This is a genomic window from Halomonas sp. CH40, from assembly GCA_041875495.1.
Classification (GTDB): domain Bacteria; phylum Pseudomonadota; class Gammaproteobacteria; order Pseudomonadales; family Halomonadaceae; genus Vreelandella.
This window is the reverse complement of the sequence record CP112982.1, coordinates 3,006,411-3,028,101: the sequence shown is the minus strand read 5'-3', so window position 1 is coordinate 3,028,101 and position 21,691 is coordinate 3,006,411. Positions and strand designations below refer to the sequence as shown.

Sequence of the window (21,691 nt, the reverse complement as noted above, 5' to 3'; positions counted from 1 at the left end):
GTTAACCGAAAGATTCTTGTAATGAGGGTAGCCCCTTGAACGATATGGCAAAGAACCTGATTCTCTGGTTGGTCATCGCGGCAGTACTGCTGACGGTGTTCAATAACTTCAGCACCGAAACGACGACGCAGACCATGAACTACTCACAGTTCGTGCAGCAGGTGCAAAATCAGCAGGTGCGCAGCGTCACCATTGATGGTTATACCATCAACGGTGAGCGTAGCGACGGTTCAAGCTTCCAGACGATTCGTCCGGCAGCGGAAGACCCCAAACTGATGGATGATCTCCTGGCCAACGACGTAACCGTTGTGGGCCAGGAGCCTGACCAACAAAGCATCTGGACGCGTCTACTGATTGCCAGCTTCCCGATTCTGCTGATACTGGCTATTTTCATGTTCTTCATGCGCCAGATGCAGGGCGGTGCCGGTGGCGGTAAAGGCGGGCCGATGAGTTTTGGTAAATCCAAGGCCAAGCTGCTCTCTCAAGATCAGATCAAGACGACTTTTGCTGATGTGGCAGGCTGTGATGAAGCCAAGGAAGAAGTGGAAGAGCTGGTCGACTTCCTACGCGACCCGACCAAGTTCCAGCGTCTGGGTGGCACCATCCCGCGCGGTGTCTTGATGGTCGGGCCTCCAGGTACGGGTAAAACGCTGTTGGCCAAGTCGATTGCCGGTGAAGCTAAGGTGCCGTTCTTCTCGATCTCTGGTTCGGATTTCGTTGAAATGTTTGTGGGTGTCGGTGCCTCACGTGTACGTGACATGTTCGAACAGGCCAAGAAACAGGCACCCTGTATTATCTTTATTGACGAGATTGATGCGGTAGGCCGTTCGCGTGGTGCTGGCATGGGCGGCGGTAACGACGAGCGCGAGCAGACGCTCAACCAGTTGCTGGTTGAAATGGATGGTTTTGAGGCTAACGAAGGTATCATCGTTATTGCCGCCACTAACCGCCCTGACGTGCTTGACCCGGCGCTGATGCGTCCGGGCCGCTTTGACCGCCAGGTCACGGTAGGCCTGCCGGATATCCGTGGCCGCGAGCACATCCTGGGCGTTCACCTGCGTAAGGTGCCGCTGGCAGAAGATGTCAAACCGCAGCTGATTGCCCGTGGTACGCCTGGCTTTTCCGGCGCTGATCTGGCCAACCTGGTCAACGAGGCAGCCTTGTTTGCCGCACGTGGCAACAAGCGTCTGGTCGGTATGGATGAGCTTGAACAGGCCAAAGACAAGATCATGATGGGCGCAGAGCGCAAATCCATGGTCATGACCAGTAAAGAGAAGCTGAATACGGCTTATCACGAATCAGGTCATGCGATTATCGGTCTGGTGATGCCTGAGCATGATCCGGTTTACAAGGTCACCATCATTCCTCGTGGTCGTGCGCTGGGTGTCACCATGTTCCTGCCGGAGGAAGACCGCTACAGCCTGTCACGCCAGCAGATCATCAGCCAGATTTGCTCGCTGTTCGGGGGGCGCATTGCCGAAGAAATGACGCTTGGGCCAAATGGTGTCACCACAGGGGCATCCAACGATATCAAGCGTGCAACCGAGCTTGCCCACAACATGGTGGCCAAGTGGGGGCTTTCGGATGAAATGGGGCCGATTCTTTACGACGAAGATGAATCGCATCAGTTCCTCGGTTCAAGCCAGGGCGGCGCCAAGATGAAATCGGGTGAAACCACGACGCGTCTGGATAAGGAAGTCCGCAAGATTATTGATGGTTGCTACGAGCAAGCGCAAAAGATTCTTGAAGACAACCGCGATAAGCTTGATGCAATGGCAGATGCCTTGATGAAATACGAGACCATCGATGCCACCCAGCTGAAGGATATTATGGAGGGTCGTACGCCGCGTCCTCCGGAAGACTGGAACGAAGGAGATTCATCCGGTGGCGGTTCGCCGGTAACCGACAAGCAGTCTTCTGACAAGCCTAAGGAAGAGGTATCCGGTAGCAGTGGCAATGGCACCGATGGAGGTGCAGACGACAAGGGCAACGATATTGGGGATGAAAGTGAAGACGAAGACGGACCACGTCGTCGTCCTTCTGACCCGCTAGGCGGTTCTGCAGGGCCCTGATCTCCTCGCCAGACAAAAAGGCGCCCCATAACAGGGGCGCCTTTTTGTTCGTCTTGAAAAGGTATCGGCCGATGCTTCTTGGCTTTTCATACTTTCAAGATGGTTCCTGTCCACTTTTTTACTTGACCAGGCGGTTGCATGAACTCAAATACTTCATCAATTTCAGCGCCTACTTCAACTCCAAACCTTTCTCCAGTGGATATCAATGTGCCCACAGACGGTGAGCAGTTGCGTTGTGGTCGTCATTTGCTGGATCTCTCCTTTCCACGAGTCATGGGGATCCTGAATGTCACTCCTGATTCTTTCTCGGATGGTGGGCAGCATGCCTCACTGGATGAGGCTTTGCGCCACGCTGAACGCATGCTGGCTGAAGGTGCGGCGATTATTGATGTTGGCGGTGAGTCAACGCGCCCTGGCGCCTCGCCGGTGGCAGAGCAACAGGAGCTTGACCGTGTTGCCCCTGTGGTAGAAGCCTTGGTGCGCGAACTGGATGCGCTGGTGTCGGTGGATACCAGCCGTGCCAGCGTTATGCGTGAAGTAACCGCGCTGGGGGCGGGCATGCTTAACGATGTGCGTGCTCTGGAGCTGGAGGGTACCTTGTCTGCCGCTGCCGCCAGTGCCTTGCCGGTGTGCTTGATGCACCGCCAGGGAGAGCCCCAGACCATGCAGCAAGCACCCCGCTATGAGCGTGCCATTGAAGATGAGGTCGCGGATTACCTTATGCAGCGCATGGAAATATGCGAAGCGGCAGGCTTGCGCAAAAACAGATTGCTGTTGGATCCGGGGTTCGGTTTTGGCAAGACCGTGGAGCATAATCTGCGCCTGCTTAAGCATATGGAGCGTTTGTGCGCTTTGGGTCGCCCGCTGCTGGTGGGTACGTCACGTAAAAGCATGATTGGCAAGGTACTGGAGCGCCCGGTCGAGGAGCGCCTGACAGGGGGGCTGGCGCTGACGGCTTTAGCCGTTGAGCGCGGTGCGAAAATCCTGCGCGTACATGATGTGGCCCCCAATGTAGATGCAGTCAACATGACCTGGGCGGTTATGCAGGAGGGTTGCGGCCGCCAGCAGGATTAGCAGAGACAGCAATAGCGGTTGTCTTGCTGGCGTAGCTCCTATACCATTTTGCACCACTTTCAGTGAGGATTTCCCATGCGAACGCCTTTAATTGCCGGTAACTGGAAAATGAACGGTTCTGCCGAGCTCATTCGCCAGTTTGGTGAGCGCTTTGCTCAGGCAGATTTACCGGAAGCGCTGGATATTACCATTATTCCGCCCTTTCCCTATCTGGATGCAGCCCGGCATGCCTTTGAGGGTACCCGGCTTGCGTTGGGCGCACAAACGCTCAATCCCGTTCACTCCGGAGCCCATACAGGGGAAGTGAGCGGCCAGATGCTCAAGGAGTTTGGCGTTTGCTATGTGTTGATTGGGCACTCTGAGCGTCGCCAGCTTTACCGGGAAACTGACGATCATGTTTATGATCGTACCCAAGCAGCGCTCAGTGTGGGGTTAACACCTGTTCTATGTGTGGGTGAAACACTCGAAGAGCGCGATGCCGGTGATACCATGCAGGTTGTGCTACGCCAAGTTGGCTATGTTATGGCGCGCCTGGATCCTGCTCAGCGGCAGCAGATGGTTATTGCCTACGAGCCGGTCTGGGCTATTGGTACAGGACGTACCGCCTCTCCTGAGCAGGCTCAGGAGGTGATGGCCGGTATTCGTGAGTATCAGGCAGGCTTTGATACGCAACTGGCAGCGCAACTGCGTCTGCTTTACGGTGGCAGCATGAACGCAGGCAACGCGGCTGAGTTATTGGCCCAGCCAGACATCGACGGCGGCCTGGTGGGCGGTGCTTCGCTCAAGGTCGACGACTTCTACGCTATTTGTCAGTCAGCAGGATAAACTCATGCAAGTTCAAGTAATAATTTTGATGGTTCATGTGGTGATTGCGATCGCCCTGGTGGTGCTCATTCTACTGCAGCAAGGTAAAGGGGCAGAGGCGGGCGCTTCCTTTGGCGGTGGCGCCTCCCAGACGGTCTTCGGATCGCGCGGTAGCGGCAATTTTCTGGCTCGGTTTACCGGTATTCTGGCGGCAGGATTTTTTGTGACCTCGCTGACCTTGGCTTACTTTGCCACTCAGGCCGGTCAGGCGCCGGAAGTGGGCATTCCTGATGCGCAACTGATTCAGCAACGTAATGAGGCTCCGATGCTTGACGAGTCCTCGGGAAGTGTGGATAATACTGCGCCAGTGCTAGAGGAGAGCGACGACCAATAAAATGGCGTTTCTTCAAAAGCCTCCCCTGTTGCCGAAGTGGTGGAATTGGTAGACACGCTATCTTGAGGGGGTAGTGACCGTATGGTCGTGCGGGTTCAAGTCCCGCCTTCGGCACCAACTGATTCACTGACAGTTATTCAAGATGTCAGTTTTCCAGGTCGGGATTAGCAACCAAGACGAAATAAGCCTTGACGAAACTGATTCAAAGGTCTATTATCGTTCACCTAGATTGATGCGGGGTGGAGCAGTCTGGTAGCTCGTCGGGCTCATAACCCGAAGGTCATCGGTTCAAATCCGGTCCCCGCTACCATTTCAAGTGTGCTGACAATGGTTTTAGAAATAACCTTATCAGTTGCAAATAACTTGATGGTACTACAGGTTTCTTTAAAAAAGCCCCTTCCTGTGAAGGGGCTTTTTGTTAGCAGCATGGTCGGTAACGGGCGTGCTGGTAGTAGAATCATCAGCAGAGCGTTTGATCATACGACGTTCACGAAGAATCAGTATCTCACTAACGGATGCCCTGCGTTTACACGCCAGGCACGTTTTCGGGTAACGCCAATCAGCCACCTAGCTTTCCTTTCGACTCCTGGCCAGGTGCCTGATGCAACGGCTATAGGAGCTTTGTCTGTGGCCACAAAACATGCTGCGCTTCATGCGCTAATCGAGCCTGTTGTTACTGCGATGGGTTTTGAACTGTGGGGTGTCGATCACCTGTCCCAGGGAAAGCACTCGCGGTTGGTCATTTACATTGAGCGCGAAAGTGGCGTCAGCGTTGACGACTGTGCCGATATCAGCCGCCAGGTCAGTGCTGTGCTGGATGTGGAAGACCCTATCCCCGGTGAATACCGGCTGGAAGTTTCCTCCCCGGGAATGGCGCGCCCTCTTTATACCCTTGACCACTTTGCCCGTTGTATCGGCCATCAAGCGGCACTCAAGCTGCGTATACCCTTTGATGGTCGGCGCAAATTCAGTGGCTTGATTGCCGGTGTAGAAGAGGATGAGGTGCTGTTGCATATGGACGGAGAAGAATTCTGCTTTCCGATCGAAAGTATTGATCAGGCGACCATTGTTCCTCAGTTCGATGATTGATCGGGTGACGCGACCGGCGGAGTGCCGGACTTTTGCATATAAGGATAGGTTTTCTGGCGAGGCAAGCGCATGAGTAAAGAAATTTTAATGGTCGTGGACGCGATCTCCAATGAAAAGGGCGTTCCCCGCGATGTCATCTTTGAGGCGGTTGAAGCCGCATTGGCTAGCGCGTCACGCAAGCGTTTTGATAAGGAAGAAGCAAACGTTCGTGTTCACATTGATCGTCGCACGGGTGATTACCTGACGTTCCGCTACTGGACAGTCGTTGAAGATGACGAGTTCGAAACGCCGGACTACGAGATCAAGGAAAGCATTGCAGAGCAACGTGATCCGCCGCTGAAGCTTGGCGATGTGGTTGAGCAGCAGATCGAAAACGCCGAATTTGGCCGCATTGCTGCGCAAACGGCCAAGCAGGTGATCGTACAGAAGGTACGCGAGGCCGAGCGGGCTGAAGTCGTGCGCCAATACGCTGATCGCGAAGGCGAACTGGTGGCGGGTATTGTCAAGAAAACTACCCGTGATGGTCTGATTATCGACCTGGGTGATAACGCTGAAGCCTTTTTGCCGCGCAATGAAATGATTCACGGTGAGCGTTACCGCATGAATGAGCGGGTCAGGGCGCTGCTGGTGCAGGTTGATCCGGAAGCGCGTGGTGCGCAACTCCTGTTGTCACGTACTTGCCCTGAACTGATCATTGAGCTATTCAAAATTGAAGTGCCGGAAATTGCTGAGCAGCTGATTGAAATCAAGGGTGCTGCTCGTGATCCTGGTTCACGTGCCAAGATTGCGGTGAAAACCAATGATCGCCGTATAGACCCGGTAGGCGCCTGTGTGGGCATGCGTGGTTCGCGCGTTCAGGCAGTGTCGTCCGAGCTTCAGAACGAGCGGGTCGATATCGTGCTGTGGGACGACAATCCTGCCCAGTTGGTGATTAACGCCATGGCGCCGGCGGATGTCGCTTCCATTCTGGTCGATGAAGACGCCCACGCCATGGATGTTGCCGTTGCGGCGGACAATCTCGCCCAGGCGATTGGTCGCAGTGGCCAGAACGTGCGTTTGGCATCTGAGCTGACCGGCTGGCGAATCAACGTCATGACCGAAGCCGAAGCCGACGAAAAGCGCGAACAGGAAATTGACAGCCTGGTAGATACCTTTATCCAGCATCTGGAAGTGGATGAAGATGTCGCCCGCTTGCTGGTAGAAGAGGGGTTTACCACCCTGGAAGAAATTGCTTACGTGCCGCTTGACGAAATGCTTGAAATCGAAGAATTCGATGAAGACTTGGTTGAAGCGTTACGCGCGAGGGCAAAAGACGAGCTGCTGACGATGGCGATTGCCTCGGAAGAAGCACTTGACGGCGCTCAACCGGCAGATGACCTGCTTGAAATGGACGGTATGGAACGCCACCTGGCCTTCATCCTGGCCAGCCGTGGCATTGTGACCATGGAAGACCTTGCAGAGCAGTCTGTCGATGATCTGGTCGATATCGAGGAATTGGACGAAGCGCGCGCAGCGGCACTGATCATGACTGCCCGTGCGCCCTGGTTCGAAGACGATGCCGCATCCGAATCGAACACACAGTAAACAGGACACGGGCTGAGGAGGGTCAATATGTCAGATATGACAGTAAAAGATTTTGCAGTAAAAGTGGGGCGTGAAGCGCCTCGTTTGTTGGAACAGATGAAAGAAGCCGGACTGCCCCATAGCTCGGAAAGTGATGCAGTGTCTGAAGAAGACAAGCAGACCCTGTTGCGCCACCTGAAAAAGAGCCATGGCGGTGACAATGATGCCAGCAAAAACCGCATTACCCTGACGCGTAAAACGCGTAGCAAGATCAAGACAGGTGATCGCGGCAAGACCATTGAAGTCCAGGTTCGCAAGAAGAAAACCTATGTGAAGCGTGCCGAAGACGATAAGCCTAAAGCACAGGAGCCCAAGCACAGCGGCCCTCGTCAGCTGGTGGGTGATATGGCTGAGGCGGAAGCAGAACGTAAGGTACGCGATGCGCGTGATGCCGAAGAGCGCAAGGCCGCTGAAGCCAAGCGCCAGGCCGATGAAGCTGAACGTAAAAAGCGTCAGGAGCAGGAAGCCCAGGCCGCAGCAGCAAAAGCCAAGCAGGCAGACGTGCCGACCAATCTTGAAATTCCGGTGCCTGAACTGGAAAGCAGCGAGCCAGCCGCAGAAGAAATGCCGCCGGCACCGCCCAAGGAAGGCCGCTCTGATCGCCGTACCGCACCGCCCAAGAAAGCCGCGGCCAAGAAAAAAGGCCGTCATGACCAGGAAGATGATCGTACTGATCGTGAAGAACGCAAACGCGGCGGTGGTGCCAAGAAAGCCAAGCGTGCCGAGCGTCGCGGTGGTCGCCGCAGCACTGGTGGCCAAAGCGGTAATGGTAAGCATGCTTTCCAGAAGCCGACGCAGCCGATAGTTCGTGAAGTGTCCATCCCTGAGTCTATCAGTGTGGCGGAACTGGCCGACAAGATGTCGATCAAGGCCAATGAAGTCATCAAGGCGATGTTCAACATGGGTGCCGCCGTAACGATCAACCAAACGATTGATCAGGATACAGCGGCGATCGTAGTGGAAGAAATGGGCCATAAGGCGCGTCTGGTCAAGGATGACGCACTTGAGACGGAAGTGCTGGATAGCATTTCCTACGAAGGTGAGGAAATCACACGTTCACCGGTGGTTACCGTCATGGGTCACGTCGACCATGGTAAGACATCGCTGTTGGACTATATCCGGCGCGCCAAGGTGGCGACGGGCGAAGCGGGCGGTATCACCCAGCATATCGGCGCCTATCACGTGGAAGATGACCACGGTGGGGTGACCTTCCTGGATACGCCGGGCCACGCGGCATTTACTGCCATGCGTGCCCGCGGTGCCAAGGCAACTGACGTGGTTATCCTGGTGGTAGCGGCTGATGATGGTGTCATGCCCCAGACGGTCGAGGCCATTGAACACTCCAAGGCAGCGGAAGTGCCTATGGTCGTGGCGGTCAACAAGGTCGATAAAGAAGGCGCTGACTTTGACCGTATTCGTAACGAGCTTTCCCAGCATGGCGTTATTTCGGAAGAATGGGGCGGTGATACCCAGTTTGTGCACGTGTCTGCCAAGACCGGTGACGGTATCGAAGAACTACTGGAAGCAATCCAGTTGGTCTCTGAAGTGCTTGAACTGACGGCAGTGCCTTCCGCGCCGGGTAAAGGGGTTGTGGTTGAGTCACGCCTTGATAAAGGTCGTGGCCCGGTAGCGACCGTACTGGTGCAGAACGGCACCCTGAAGAAAGGCGATATCGTGCTTGCTGGCCTGCATTATGGCCGCGTCCGTGCGCTGACCAACGAGTTGGGCCAGCAGGTGGATAGCGCTGGTCCCTCCCAGCCGGTCGAAATTCAGGGCCTGGATGGCACGCCGGAAGCCGGTGAAGAGTTCATGGCGGTTGCCGATGAGAAGAAAGCCCGTGAAGTGGCCAACTTCCGTCAGGGCAAATACCGTGAAGTTCGCCTGGCACGTCAGCAGAAAGCCAAACTTGAGAACATGTTCAGCCAGATGGGCCAGGACGAAGTTGCCAAGGTCAATATCGTGCTGAAGGCCGATGTGCAGGGCTCGCTGGAAGCGATTAAAGGCGCTCTGGAAGAGCTCTCCACTGAAGAAGTCAAGGTTGCCGTGGTGTCTTCTGGTGTTGGCGGTATTACCGGAACGGACGCCAACCTGGCACTGGCTTCTGAAGCGATCGTGGTTGGCTTTAACGTCCGTGCTGACGCGGCAGCTCGCGAAATCATCGAGCGTGAAGGTCTGGATCTGCGTTACTACAGCGTCATCTACCAGCTGATCGATGAAGTGAAGCAGGCGATGAGCGGTATGCTGGCCCCCGAATGGAAAGAAGAAATCGTCGGTGTGGCTGAAGTTCGTGATGTCTTCCGTGCGCCGAAAATCGGTGCGGTGGCAGGCTGTATGGTGGTTGAAGGCAGCGTATTCCGTAACAAGCGTATTCGTGTATTGCGCGATAACGTCGTCATTTACGAAGGTGAGCTTGAATCACTGCGCCGCTATAAGGATGACGTGCAGGAAGTACGCAGTGGCGTAGAGTGCGGCATCGGGGTGAAAAACTACAACGATGTTCAAGTGGGCGACAAGATCGAGGTCTTCGACCAGGTTAAAGTCGAACGCAGCCTCTAAGTTCGCCGGGAGTTTACTATGCGCGAATTCAAGCGTACCGACCGAGTGGCCGACCAGCTCCAGAAGGAGCTGGCGGTACTTATTCAGCGCGAAGTCAAAGACCCGCGTTTGGGGATGGTCACGGTCAGTGGTGTGACCGTGAGCCGTGATCTTGGCTACGCTGATATCTATGTCACTTTGCTCGGTGAGCAGAGCCCTGAGCGCATCAAGGAAAACCTTCAGGTGCTGAAACGTGCCGGTGGTTTTCTGAGAAGTCAGATCGCCAAGCGGATCAAACTGCGCCATGTACCTGAGTTACGCTTTCATTTTGATGAAAGCGTGGTGCGTGGTCAGCATCTGTCCTCCTTGATCGATGAAGCCGTGGCCAGTGATCGTGACCGTCAGGATGATGATCAGCCGGAAGGTGAGGCAGATAACGAGGAGGCGCGTTAATGGCGCGTCGCCGTCGAGGTTTGCCGGTTAATGGTGTGCTCTTGCTGGACAAGCCTAAAGGCATGTCCAGCAATCATGCCCTGCAGCGGGTACGCCGGTTGCTTGAAGCACAGAAAGCGGGTCATACGGGCACACTGGACCCCATGGCAACAGGGCTTTTGCCCATCTGCCTGGGTGAAGCCACCAAGTTCTCTGCGCACCTGCTGGAAGCGGATAAGGTTTACCGTACCCGCGTTGAGTTGGGTGTTATTACGGATACCGGTGACGCCGAAGGCGCAGTGATTGAACGTCGCGAGGTGCCTGATTTTACGGCTGAGCAGGTCGAAAATGTGCTTTCTCACTTTCGTGGTGAGATCGAACAGGTGCCGCCGATGTATTCAGCGCTTAAGCACCAGGGCAAAAAGCTTTACGAACTCGCCCGCGAGGGCAAGCACGTGGAACGTGCAGCCAGGCGTATAAACGTGTATGATGCGCGCCTGCTATCGTTAGATGATCATGCTTTTGAGCTGGAAGTGAGCTGCAGTAAAGGGACTTACATACGCACACTGGCTGAAGATATCGGCCTTATGTTAGGTTGCGGCGCACATATCAGTGCGCTGCGGCGGCTAAAGACCGGTCCGTTTGGCGCCGACAGAATGTGGACGCTGGACGCGCTCGAACAACTGGATGACCAGGCCGCTCGTGAAGGCGAGCTGATGCCGGTGGATGTTCTGGTCGAACATCTGCCAGCCAAGGTTGTCGACGAGCAGGCTTACTGGTGTTTAAGTCACGGTCAGTCTGCACGGTTGGATGCCTCCTCCTTTTCGCCGGATACCTTGATGCGGCTTTATCATGCATCTGTATTTATTGGCTTGGGGGTGGTGAAGGGCGATGATGAAGTGGCGCCCAAGCGGCTGTTAAGCAGCGTCGCTGTGTGAGCTCAGGCTTACACGAAAAGTACGACTGAGACTGCAAATATGCGTGGTCTCACCCATTCACACATTAGGCATATTGCTTACTGGAGATAGACATGGCACTAACGGCTGAACAGAAAGCCCAGATTGTTAATGAATATGGTCGTGGCGAGAACGACACTGGCTCACCTGAAGTCCAGGTAGCGCTGTTGAGCACCAACATCAATGGCCTGCAGGATCACTTCAAGACCAATAAGCAGGATCACCACTCGCGTCGTGGTCTGATTCGCATGGTAAACCAGCGTCGTAAGCTGCTGGACTACCTCAAGCGTAAGGATTTCGAACGTTACCAGTCGCTGATTCAGCGCCTTGGCCTGCGTCGCTAATCAGGTCGTCAGATAGAAAGCAGCGTTTGCACCTTATGCAAACCCCTGCCTTGCTATCGTGACCGGAACGGGCAGCTCTCCCTGAGAGCTGCCCGTTTTTTTGTTTGTGGTAGCCCTGAAGCGCGCCAGCGCCTAGAATAGTGGCGAGTCAAAACGACCAAGCGAAAAGACAAGTAGATATTTAATGTTAAAGGAAGTCGCCGTGAATCCGGTAAAGAAAACGTTTCAATACGGTCGTAGCACCGTCACGCTCGAAACTGGGCGTATTGCCCGCCAGGCTACTGGCGCTGTTATGGTCACCATGGATGATACTGTCGTCCTGTGTACGGTGGTCGCCAAGAGAGAAGCCAATCCGGCTCAACCCTTCTTCCCGCTGTCGGTTCATTACCAGGAAAAGACCTATGCGGTAGGCAAGATTCCCGGTGGCTTCTTCAAGCGTGAAGGGCGCCCAACAGAGAAGGAAACCCTGACCTCCCGTCTGATCGATCGCCCCATTCGCCCGTTGTTTCCCAAAGGCTTCATGAATGAAGTGCAGGTGATCTGTACTGTCTTGTCGACGGATCGCAACCACGACCCGGATATTGCAGCCCTGATCGGTACCTCGGCGGCGCTGTCGATTGCTGGTGTGCCCTTCAATGGCCCGATTGGCGCTGCACGAGTGGGCTTTAACGAGGAGAAAGGTTATTTCCTCAACCCCACGGTTGAAGAATTGACTACCTCAGAGCTGGATATGGTAGTGGCCGGTACTGAAAAAGCCGTGCTGATGGTGGAATCCGAAGCCAAGGAACTGCTTGAAGATGAAATGCTGGGTGCCGTCCTTTACGGTCATCAGGAAATGCAGGTGGCTATCCAGGCGATCAACGAGCTGGTAGCAGAAGCTGGTAAGCCGCGCTGGGAATGGCAGCCGGTTGAAGAAAACGTCGCGCTGAAAACCGCAGTTGCCGAAGCGTTTGAAGCCAAGATTGGCGACGCCTACCGGATCACCGACAAAATGCAGCGTCAGGATGCCTTGTCAGCTCTGAAGGACGAGGCAGTTGCACAGCTGGTCGCCGCTGAAGGTGAAGAAACTGACGGCAAGTTCAGCAAGGATGAAGTCAAAGGCGCCTTCGCTGGTATCGAAAAGCGCATCGTGCGTTCACGAGTGATCAAGGGCGAAGCGCGCATTGATGGCCGTGATAACCAGACGGTACGCCCGCTGGATATCGACGTTGGCGTGTTGCCCAAAACCCACGGTTCCGCTGTGTTTACCCGCGGTGAAACCCAGGCAATTGCGATTGCGACTCTGGGCACCTTGCGCGACTCCCAGCTGATTGAGTCGCTGGAAGGCGAGCGTAAAGACCGCTTTATGCTGCACTACAACTTCCCTCCCTATTGTGTGGGCGAAGCTGGCTTTATGGGTGGCCCCAAGCGCCGCGAGATTGGCCACGGCCGTCTGGCACGGCGTGGTGTGGAAGCCATGCTGCCTGCTGAAGATGCCTTCCCCTATACCATTCGCGTGGTATCTGAGATTACTGAATCCAACGGCTCAAGTTCGATGGCGTCAGTGTGCGGCGCTTCTCTGGCATTGATGGATGCCGGTGTGCCGCTGAAAGCGCCAGTAGCGGGTATCGCCATGGGTCTGGTCAAGGATGATGACGGTTTTGCTGTGCTGACTGATATTCTCGGTGACGAAGATCACCTGGGTGATATGGACTTCAAAGTGGCCGGTTCTGAAGAGGGTGTCACCGCCCTGCAAATGGACATCAAGATCGAAGGCATTAACGAAGAAATCATGGAAGTGGCTCTGCAACAAGCCAACAAGGCGCGTCTGGATATTCTTGGTCAGATGAATACGATTATTGGCCAGAGCCGTTCGGACGTGTCGGATAACGCGCCTTCCATGGCGACTATCAAGATTTCTCCCGACAAGATCCGTGATGTGATCGGTAAAGGTGGCGCGACCATCCGCAAGATCTGTGATGACACCGGCGCATCGGTGGATCTGGATGACGACGGCACCGTGCGTATTTACGCTGAAGACAAGGCGGCCGCCAAGAAAGCCATCGATACCGTGCTGGCCATTACCGCTGAAGCGGAAATCGGCAAGCTGTACATGGGCAAAGTGGTGCGCATCGCTGACTTTGGCGCCTTCGTCAATATCATGCCGGGTACCGATGGTCTGGTGCATATTTCCCAGATTGTGCCGGAACGCGTCAATAATGTGCGTGACTTCCTGAACGAAGGGGATGATGTGATCGTCAAGGTGCTTGATATTGACAACCGTAATCGCGTCAAGTTGACCATCAAGGAAATCACGGAAGAAGAAAAGGCTGCTTTTAATGCTGAAGCGGAAACGACTGAGCAGGCTGATTGAATAAATAGCTGTTCAGAGGTTACCACCGCCCCCGCAGCGTCTCGTTGTGGGGGCGGTGGCGTTTTGAAAAGGGTATTTAAAAAACGCTTGGAGTAGCGGACGACTTTAGACAGTCGTTAATATCGTTAGCCAATCGTTAACAGCAGGAGCTCAAAATGTCGAAAAATGATAATAAGACGACCCCATCCGCCAAGCCGAGTTTCCGCCAGGTGGTGGGTAGTGTGCTGGCCGCCATGTTCGGGGTTCAAAAGCGCAGTAATCTGGAGCGCGATAATAACCAGAGTAATGCGACGCCTTATATTATCGTCGCTCTGGTTCTAGCGGTCATTTTCATCCTGATCCTGGTATTCGTGGCTAATATTGCTTCACGGTGACTGCTCCCCGCCCTGACGGGCGAGGCTTCCAACTTCTTAGGCTGCAACCGGCGCGTGGCCGGATTTAAGCAAGCCTCCATTGGCAGGAACCGACAGTCCTTCGGCCCGTAGTTTGATAATACCCTGCTGGCGGATATTAATTGCGGCGTTTATGTCGCGGTCTCTTTCCGCATGACAGGCTGGGCACCTCCAGTTGCGCACCGACAGCGGCAGGGACTCTACCTTGTGTCCGCAGCAGGAGCAGGTTTTGGAGCTGGCGAACCACTGGTTGATCTTGATCAGATATTTACCCTGCTCTTTCGCCTTGTATTCCAGTTTCTGAATCAGGCTGAACCAGCTTGCGTCTGCGATGTGCTTAGATAGCTTCCGATTCTTCAGCAGGTTTTTTACTTTTAGTGTCTCGACTATCACCGCTTGGTTTTCGTCAATAAGTTGTCGGGACAGGTTGTGCTGGAAATTAGCACGGGTATTCGCTAGACGCTCGTGCGCCTTAGCCAATTTCAGCCGTGCCTGCGCACGGCCTTTGCTGCCCTTCTGGCAGCGCGAAAGGGCTTTCTGTTTGCGTCGCAGGTTCGACTGAGCGCGTTTCAGGAACCGAGGGTTATCAGTCTTATTCCCCTCCGAGTCGATAGCAAGATGGGTCAGCCCCATATCGACGCCCAGCACGGTATCAACGGTGTGCAATGGGGCGGGGGCTTCCATGCTGTCCTCGACCAACAGCGAGGCGTAGTATTTCCCTGTGACAGTGCGTGACAGGGTGATGCTTTTAATAGCGCCTGTGATCTCGCGATGGATACGCGCTTTGATCGGCTTCATCTTCGGCACTTTGATCCAGCTCTCACCCGCACTGACGCTCATGCAGTGGTAACTGGACTGCTTCCCGTGCTTGCGCTTGAACTTCGGGTAACGCGCCGAGAGCTTCGGATCGAAAAAATTCTGAAAGGCTTTATCGAGGTTGATACAGGCTTGCTGCAAAGCAATCGAGTCAAAATCCTTGAGCCAGTGATACTTGCGGGACTTTTTCGCCACCGCCAACAGTGGCTTGAGGTCTTTCTTAGCGCGGAGTTTCGAGCCATGCCGCCGATACTGTGAACTGATGATATGCAGTGCCTTGTTGTACACGAACCGCGTAGCGCCGAACTGACGGTTAAGGAACTCCGCCTGCTCAGGTGTCGGGTAAATGCGTACTTTCGTAGCCTTTAACATTTCAGTGCTCATAGCTAGAATACAGCTATTATAGGCTCTAAGAAGGCAATTTCAAATGGGGGTACAAGATCATCCGCCACTGAACGACTACCTGAGAAAACGTCACAGCGTTACGAAGTTAGTTGTACATCTGATCTTCACCACGAAGTACCGCCGTAAGCTGTTTGACGGTTACATGATCGAGCAACTGCGTGAAGCGTTTGAGTCGGCCTGCGAGAAGCTGGAGTGTGATCTGGTTGAAATGGATGGTGAGGGTGATCACGTCCACTTGCTCGTAAGTTATCCACTCAAGCTGGCAGTTAGTGTGCTGGTGAACAACCTGAAATCTGTATCGTCACGCCGTATACGAATACTCAACACGCACATACCACGGCAGAGTAAAAGTGGGGCGGTGTGGTCACGCTCATACTTCGCATGTAGCGCCGGAGGAGCGACTATTGAGACTCTACGCGAGTACGTTCAGAGTCAGGCCACGCCTGAGTAGAACCGCTGCGCGGTTCCCGCTTGTATCCCCGCCCGATTGGGCGAGGGTTTACGCGGGATTTTGCTAACGACTTCGCCTGCGCATGTCAGGAGATATTATCCAGCAAATAAAATGCCCCCGCTGGTAGCAGCGGGGGCATGGCGTTTAAACGTCTAAAACAACGCTAGAAAAAGTGTCGTTACGAACGTTCGATGGCCAGTGCCACGCCTTGGCCGCCACCGATACACAGGGTAGCAAGGCCCTTCTTGGCGTCGCGGGCAATCATTTCATGCAGCAGGCTGACGAAAATACGGCAGCCTGAAGCGCCAATCGGGTGGCCCAGTGCAATGGCACCGCCGTTGACGTTGACCTTGCTGACATCCCAGCCAAGTTCCTTGTTGACGGACAGCGCCTGAGCAGCAAAGGCTTCGTTGGCTTCTACCAGGTCAAGGTCGTCGATGCTCCAACCGGCTTTTTCCAGGCAGCGGCGGGTCGCCGGCGCTGGGCCGATACCCATGATGGCTGGGTCAACGCCTGCATTAGAGTAGGCCGCGATGCGCGCCAGCGGCTCAAGGCCCAGCTCTTTGGCTTTTTCAGCCGAGCAAAGCATGACAACCGCAGCGCCGTCGTTCAATGACGACGCGTTACCGGCAGTAACAGTGCCATCTTTCTTGAAGGCCGGGCGCATGCCGCCGAGTTTTTCCGCGCTGACTTCACGCGGGTTCTCGTCGGTATCAAAAACGATGGGGTCGCCTTTGCGCTGGGGGATTTCCACCGGCACGATCTGGCCCTTGAATTTGCCATCACGAATGGCTTGAGCGGCTTTCTGTTGGGAAGCGGCAGCAAACTCATCCATGGCTTCACGGGTGATACTGTATTTTTCTGCCAGATTTTCGGCGGTAATGCCCATGTGGTAGTTATTGAACGCATCCCACAGGCCATCATGAACCATGGAGTCAATCGCTTTCCAGTCACCCATGCGCTGGCCGTTACGGGAATTGGGCAGTACGTGGGGAGACGCTGACATGTTTTCCTGGCCACCGGCCAGAATGACGCTAGCATCACTACAGCGGATCGCCTGAGTCGCCAGGTGCAGTGCCTTGAGGCCGGAACCACAGACCTTGTTGATCGTCATGGCGGGAACCGCATCAGGCAAGCCGCCCTTGATGGCAGCCTGGCGCGCCGGGTTCTGGCCAACACCGGCTGTCAGTACCTGGCCAAGCAAGACTTCATCGACCTGTTCTGGCGCAACACCTGTGGTGCTGAGGATATCCTTGATGACCAGTGCACCAAGGTCGCTGGCAGGAATACCGGCAAGCGACCCACCGAAGGCGCCAACGGCGGTACGACGAGCTGCAACAATGACCACATCTTGCATAGTAAAACTCCTAGGTAGCATGTCACGATGCCATATCGGCATTTTTGTTAATAGGCGTTCCTAGCATAGGTGAAGCTTGTGCAATGCGGCAATACACTTTTGGCAGCAAATAAAAACGGGCCGTAAAAACGGCCCGCTAATCAGAAAGATACTGGGTAGTGCAGGTTTAAAAAAGTAACATCGCCTGAAAAGATTCAGGCTCTATCAGGCCAGCTGAACCGGAATGGCATTACTGGTATGGCTAACGTGGTTGCCTTCCTGCAGATACACCAGGGCAGGCTGATGATTATCCAGCTCGGCTTCGCTGTAATGCGCGTAGCTGCAGATAATGATGCGATGGCCAGGGCCTGCCAGATGCGCTGCAGCGCCATTGATAGAGATAAGGCGGGAGCCTTCTTCACCGCGAATGGCGTAAGTGGTGAAACGCTCACCGTTTTCAACGTTGTAGATCTGGATCTGTTCGTTTTCCCGGATGCCTGCCATATCGAGCAGGTCACCGTCGATGGCACAGGAGCCTTCGTAGTTCAAAACAGCATGGGTGACGCGTGCCATGTGGAGCTTGGCTTTAAGCATGATGGTATGCATGAGGATTTCCTCTGTTACCGCGCTGTTGCCGTATCAGCGGCAGCGGAAGTGTCTGTTGGAGCAGGAAGCAAGACGTCAAGATTATCGATAAGCCGTGTATCGCCAAGTCTGGCTGCTGCAAGCAGAATAGCCTGGCGGGTGTTTGGTTCAACAGGGCCCAGGGTGCGATCACGCAATTCGAGGTAATCAAGCTCAAGGCCGGCATCATACAGCGCCTGACGCCCCTGTTGTAGTACCTGTTGACGATAATCGTGGTCATGGGCACTGAATTCAACCCCGCCCGCCTCAAGTGCCTGACGCATATCACACAGGGTTTTATACAGAGCGGGTGCTTTTGCCCGGTTTTCTGCGCTCAGGTAACCGTTACGTGATGATAATGCCAGGCCGTCGTCGGCACGCACAATGGGCACGCCGATGATCTCGATGGGCATATGCAGGTCAGCCACCATCTTGCGGATGACCGCTAACTGCTGGTAGTCCTTTTCGCCGAACAGGGCGATATCCGGCTGAACAAGGTTGAACAGCATAGTAACCACAGTGGATACGCCGTCGAAGTGGCCGGGGCGCGAGCTGCCGCAAAGCCCCTCACTGACGCTGGGGACATGCACACAGGTCTGCTGCTCGGTGCCGTTAGGGTAGAGCGTTTCACTCAAGGGGGCGAAAAGAACATCGCAGCCAGCCGCTTCCAGCGCTTGTTGGTCGGCTTCAAAGGTGCGCGGGTAGGCATCAAGGTCTTCATTTGGCCCAAATTGCATGGGGTTAACGAACAGGCTGGAAACGACCACATCACCATGCTGACGTGCGTTCTCGATCAGAGCCAGATGCCCTGCATGCAGGTTGCCCATGGTGGGTGCCAGGGCAATGCGCTGACCCCGTTGACGGTATTCCGCCAACGCATGACGCAGCGCAGGTATATCGCGCAAGGTACGCATATCAACTCCGTCGCATTGCAGCTCAATCATGCTCCATAATAAACGCTAGGTTGGAACATGACGAACCGACTATAGATGGATAACCGATTACAGAAGCGTTTTTAAGAACCGTTATTAAAAACCGCTATTAAAAACAGTGTTCAGCGGCGGGGAAGGTGCGCTGCTTGACGGCTTGATGATAATGCTCGAAAGCCTCGTGGATGTTGCCTGCCTCGGCCATGAAGTTCTTGACGAAACGCGGCGTGCGTCCGTGGGTTACCCCCAGAATATCATGCATGACAAGAATCTGGCCGTCGGTTCCGGCGCCCGCACCGATGCCAATGACGGGAACATCAAGGGCCTCGGTAATGGCTTGGCCCAGAGCGGCGGGAACACACTCGAGAAGAATCACGGAAGCCCCTGCATCAACCAGGGTCTGGGCGTCTTCAAGGATCTGCTGGGCTTGCGCGGTTTCCCGCCCTTGTACTTTATAGCCGCCTAGCTGGTAGACGGTTTGCGGTGTCAGCCCAAGATGGGCGCAGACAGGCACGCCTCGCCGGGTGAGTTCGCGTATGCCATCGGCCATCCAGGCCTCACCCTCAACTTTGACCAGTTCGGCTCCTGCGCGCATCAGGGCGGCAGAGTCTTCCAGTAGCCGTTCTGTTGTTGAGTTGCTCATGAAGGGCAGGTCCACCATAAGCAGGCTAGCACCCTTACCGCGTGCCGCGCAGCGCGTGTGGTAGCAGATATCTTCCAGCGTCACGGGAAGGGTGCTCTGATGACCTTGTAGTACCATGCCCAGTGAATCGCCGACCAGCAGGACTTCAATACCGGCCTGGCTTGCAGCATGAGCGAAGGAAGCATCATAAGCGGTCAGGCAGCTGAACGTTTCGCCAGCGTTCTTGAACGCTTGCAGTGTGCTCAGGGTGACGGTTTTCATGGCGTGCTCTCGTATTTTTGCATTCAGCCAGCGCAATGCGCTGGATAGGTTAACGCCTTGACAGGCATTTTGGTGACATAGCCGGCAATTGTTACCTGAATATGTCACGGCTGTCGAGGGCGCTTCAATATACCTGCTGGAATCGTGCCACTGCCAACAGGCCTGGATCAGTCCAGCAGCGTAACACTGTCGCTTTGCGGAAGAGCGTTCAACCAGTGCGACAGCGGCTTTTCGAAAAGCGTCAGCTGAGAGGCAATGTCCTGCAAAGGGCAAAGCACGAAGCGGCGAGCGCGGATTTCAGGATGCGGCAGCCGCAAACGCGGATGATCAAGGTCAAGCTGATCAAACAGCAGCAGATCAAGGTCGAGAGTGCGAGGCCCCCAGCGTCTTTCACGCTGACGGCGGTGGCGCTGTTCCAGTGCCTGCAGTTGATCCAGCAGGGCCAGGGGTGAGAGTTGCGTATCCACCGCCGCCGCCGCATTGATAAAGTCGTCCTGATCCTGCGGGCCTATGGGGGAGCTGCAATAAAGTGGTGAAACCGACACCAGGCGCGTCAATGGCAGGTGGTTGAGCTCATCAAGCGCTCGACGAACCTGCTCGACAGGCTGGTCAAGGTTGCTGCCTAGCCCGATGTAGGCGCGCGAAAAAATGGGCATCTCATGCTCTCTGCCGTTGTCAGGCATCGGTTTTAGGCTTGCGCCGCCGTTTACGTTTTTTCTTGTTCCCACTGCCTTGGTCGGCGGGGTCGCTGCCGACTTTTTGCAGTAGCCTGCGCTGTTGATGTTCATCACCTTCCTGAAAGGCTGTCCACCAGTCACCCAGTCCGCTGGGTATTTCCCCCGCCTGTTCACGCAATAGCAGCAGGTCGTAGGCGGCCCGAAAGCGTGGATGCTCACGGGTCTGGAAAGCGCGCTTGCCACCGCGTTGCGAAAGGCGCGCCTGGAGTTCCCAGATATCGCGCATGGGCATGCCAAAACGCTTGGGAATGGACGTGTGCTGCAGCTGACGGGAAATCACCTGCTGGGCGGCTGTCTGCAAGGCAGGAATAGGCGGCATGCCCTCGCTTTCAAGCTGCTGTTGGCGATGTACCACCGGTGCCCAGAGGAAAGCTGCCAGCAGGAAGGCGGGCGTGACCGGGCGACCTTCAGCGATGCGTTTGTCAGTGTTGGTCAGTGCTTGCTCAATCAGGCGCTCTGCCCAGGCGGCATCGGCCATGGCTTCTTCGGATTCAGGAAACAGCATGCCGAAAAGGTCATAATGGCTTAGCAGGCGGAAGGTCATCAGGCCGTGCCCGGCCATAAACAGTTTGAGGACTTCATCAAACAGCCGCGCAGGAGGAATCTGTAATAATAGCGGGGCCAGTTCGTAAATCGGCGCTTCGGTGTCATCTGCCAGAGTGAAATCAAGTTTGGCGGCAAAGCGGACCGCTCTCAGCATCCTTACCGGGTCTTCTCGATAACGTGTTGCCGGGTCACCAATCAGGCGCAGGGTGCGGGCTTCAATATCCTGCATGCCATTGGCGAAATCATGAATGCTGAAGTCAGCAATACTGTAATACAGCGCATTAACGGTGAAATCACGGCGCAGCGCGTCTTCTTCGATGTTGCCCCATACGTTGTCTCTTAACAGCAAACCATCGTCAGATTGTTGAGCCAGATGCTGACCGTGTTCGTCCTGCGGCTTGCCGCGAAAGGTAGTGACTTCGATGACTTCACGTCCAAAGCGGACGTGGACAATCCGGAACCGGCGGCCGATCAGGCGCGAATTGCGAAACAGCCCGCGCACCTGTTCTGGCGTTGCATTGGTGGCAACATCAAAGTCCTTGGGCATTTTGCCGAGCATGGCATCACGAATGCAGCCGCCCACCAGATAAGCCTCAAAACCAGCACCATCCAGGCGATAGAGTACTTTCAGTGCTGCCTCGCTGATATGTTGGCGAGACACAGGGTGCTCATCGCGAGGAATGATATGCGCCTGTGAGGTGGTGCGTGGCGGCGCTTGGGTGTCGTACAGCGATTTCAAATGGACTCCCGGGTGGTTCAGGGAAGAGGTCAATCCTTCAGAGTGAATGACAGCCAGTGTGGTCATCAAGGTCAATCAGCCAGCGGCTGGTCAGGTTAGATTGGCCATCCATCATGAGTGATGGTCAAAAAAGCGA

The 21,691-nt window shown here is 55.1% G+C and carries 20 protein-coding genes and 2 tRNA genes; 15 read left to right on the top strand and 7 right to left on the bottom strand.

Translation table 11 applies throughout. From position 1 onward, the window contains the following. Window positions 1–35 precede the first annotated feature (35 nt). From ftsH to OR573_13830, 14 genes are all read left to right on the top strand, one after another. Window positions 36–2,072, top strand: a complete 2,037-nt coding sequence (ftsH, locus tag OR573_13895) for an ATP-dependent zinc metalloprotease FtsH (GenBank protein ID XGA79568.1) — start codon at window positions 36–38, stop codon at window positions 2,070–2,072. A 273-nt stretch (window positions 2,073–2,345) separates the two neighbouring features. Next, entirely contained in the window at window positions 2,346–3,146 is an 801-nt protein-coding gene (gene folP / locus OR573_13890) for a dihydropteroate synthase (GenBank protein XGA81755.1), read from the top strand. Window positions 3,147–3,221: 75 nt separating this feature from the next. Then, entirely contained in the window at window positions 3,222–3,971 is a 750-nt protein-coding gene (tpiA, locus tag OR573_13885; protein XGA79567.1) for a triose-phosphate isomerase, read from the top strand. 4 nt (window positions 3,972–3,975) lie between these two features. Then, a complete protein-coding gene (gene secG / locus OR573_13880; protein ID XGA79566.1) occupies window positions 3,976–4,344 on the top strand; it encodes a preprotein translocase subunit SecG in 369 nt (122 codons plus the stop codon). 30 nt (window positions 4,345–4,374) lie between these two features. Continuing rightward, window positions 4,375–4,461, top strand: a tRNA-Leu gene (locus OR573_13875). A gap of 116 nt (window positions 4,462–4,577) precedes the next feature. Further along, a tRNA-Met gene (locus tag OR573_13870) sits at window positions 4,578–4,654 on the top strand. Between the two features lie 317 nt (window positions 4,655–4,971). Then, complete coding sequence (rimP, locus tag OR573_13865) at window positions 4,972–5,433, top strand: ribosome maturation factor RimP (GenBank protein ID XGA79565.1); 462 nt, start codon at window positions 4,972–4,974, stop codon at window positions 5,431–5,433. A gap of 69 nt (window positions 5,434–5,502) precedes the next feature. After that, on the top strand, window positions 5,503–7,017 hold the full coding sequence (nusA, locus tag OR573_13860) for a transcription termination factor NusA (GenBank protein XGA79564.1): 1,515 nt from the start codon (window positions 5,503–5,505) through the stop codon (window positions 7,015–7,017). A gap of 27 nt (window positions 7,018–7,044) precedes the next feature. Further along, a complete protein-coding gene (gene infB / locus OR573_13855; GenBank protein ID XGA79563.1) occupies window positions 7,045–9,612 on the top strand; it encodes a translation initiation factor IF-2 in 2,568 nt (855 codons plus the stop codon). Between the two features lie 18 nt (window positions 9,613–9,630). Further along, complete coding sequence (rbfA, locus tag OR573_13850) at window positions 9,631–10,044, top strand: 30S ribosome-binding factor RbfA (GenBank protein ID XGA79562.1); 414 nt, start codon at window positions 9,631–9,633, stop codon at window positions 10,042–10,044. Then, window positions 10,044–10,961, top strand: a complete 918-nt coding sequence (truB, locus tag OR573_13845; protein XGA79561.1) for a tRNA pseudouridine(55) synthase TruB — start codon at window positions 10,044–10,046, stop codon at window positions 10,959–10,961. Before rbfA ends, truB begins: the two co-directional genes overlap by 1 nt. Window positions 10,962–11,053: 92 nt before the next feature. Then, window positions 11,054–11,323 (top strand): 30S ribosomal protein S15, encoded by a 270-nt coding sequence (gene rpsO, locus OR573_13840; GenBank protein ID XGA79560.1) that lies wholly within the window; start codon window positions 11,054–11,056, stop codon window positions 11,321–11,323. 184 nt (window positions 11,324–11,507) lie between these two features. Continuing rightward, window positions 11,508–13,676: a polyribonucleotide nucleotidyltransferase gene (gene pnp / locus OR573_13835; protein ID XGA79559.1), complete on the top strand. Its 2,169-nt coding sequence runs from the start codon at window positions 11,508–11,510 to the stop codon at window positions 13,674–13,676. Between the two features lie 155 nt (window positions 13,677–13,831). After that, window positions 13,832–14,050: a DUF2970 domain-containing protein gene (locus OR573_13830; GenBank protein ID XGA79558.1), complete on the top strand. Its 219-nt coding sequence runs from the start codon at window positions 13,832–13,834 to the stop codon at window positions 14,048–14,050. Between the two features lie 36 nt (window positions 14,051–14,086). On the opposite strand, the gene OR573_13825 is transcribed toward OR573_13830, so the two are convergent. Beyond that, window positions 14,087–15,256 carry an RNA-guided endonuclease TnpB family protein gene (locus OR573_13825; GenBank protein ID XGA79557.1) on the bottom strand — a complete coding sequence of 390 codons (1,170 nt, stop codon included), beginning with the start codon at window positions 15,254–15,256 and terminating at the stop codon, window positions 14,087–14,089. Between the two features lie 55 nt (window positions 15,257–15,311). On the opposite strand from OR573_13825, the gene tnpA reads away from it, so the two are divergent. Continuing rightward, window positions 15,312–15,740 (top strand): IS200/IS605 family transposase, encoded by a 429-nt coding sequence (tnpA, locus tag OR573_13820; GenBank protein XGA79556.1) that lies wholly within the window; start codon window positions 15,312–15,314, stop codon window positions 15,738–15,740. Window positions 15,741–15,918: 178 nt separating this feature from the next. Here tnpA and OR573_13815 read toward each other — a convergent pair whose 3' ends face one another. The 6 genes from OR573_13815 to pcnB all read right to left on the bottom strand — a co-directional run bounded on the left by OR573_13815 (window position 15,919) and on the right by pcnB (window position 21,621). Beyond that, entirely contained in the window at window positions 15,919–17,097 is a 1,179-nt protein-coding gene (locus tag OR573_13815) for an acetyl-CoA C-acetyltransferase (protein ID XGA79555.1), read from the bottom strand. A gap of 204 nt (window positions 17,098–17,301) precedes the next feature. Beyond that, window positions 17,302–17,682 (bottom strand): aspartate 1-decarboxylase, encoded by a 381-nt coding sequence (locus tag OR573_13810; GenBank protein ID XGA79554.1) that lies wholly within the window; start codon window positions 17,680–17,682, stop codon window positions 17,302–17,304. Between the two features lie 14 nt (window positions 17,683–17,696). Continuing rightward, complete coding sequence (gene panC / locus OR573_13805; GenBank protein XGA79553.1) at window positions 17,697–18,614, bottom strand: pantoate--beta-alanine ligase; 918 nt, start codon at window positions 18,612–18,614, stop codon at window positions 17,697–17,699. Window positions 18,615–18,741: 127 nt separating this feature from the next. Next, window positions 18,742–19,533, bottom strand: coding sequence for a 3-methyl-2-oxobutanoate hydroxymethyltransferase (gene panB, locus OR573_13800; GenBank protein ID XGA79552.1), 792 nt, complete (start codon window positions 19,531–19,533; stop codon window positions 18,742–18,744). A 167-nt stretch (window positions 19,534–19,700) separates the two neighbouring features. Further along, window positions 19,701–20,189, bottom strand: a complete 489-nt coding sequence (folK, locus tag OR573_13795; GenBank protein XGA79551.1) for a 2-amino-4-hydroxy-6-hydroxymethyldihydropteridine diphosphokinase — start codon at window positions 20,187–20,189, stop codon at window positions 19,701–19,703. A 19-nt stretch (window positions 20,190–20,208) separates the two neighbouring features. Further along, window positions 20,209–21,621: a polynucleotide adenylyltransferase PcnB gene (gene pcnB / locus OR573_13790; GenBank protein ID XGA79550.1), complete on the bottom strand. Its 1,413-nt coding sequence runs from the start codon at window positions 21,619–21,621 to the stop codon at window positions 20,209–20,211. Between the last annotated feature and the right edge of the window lie 70 nt (window positions 21,622–21,691).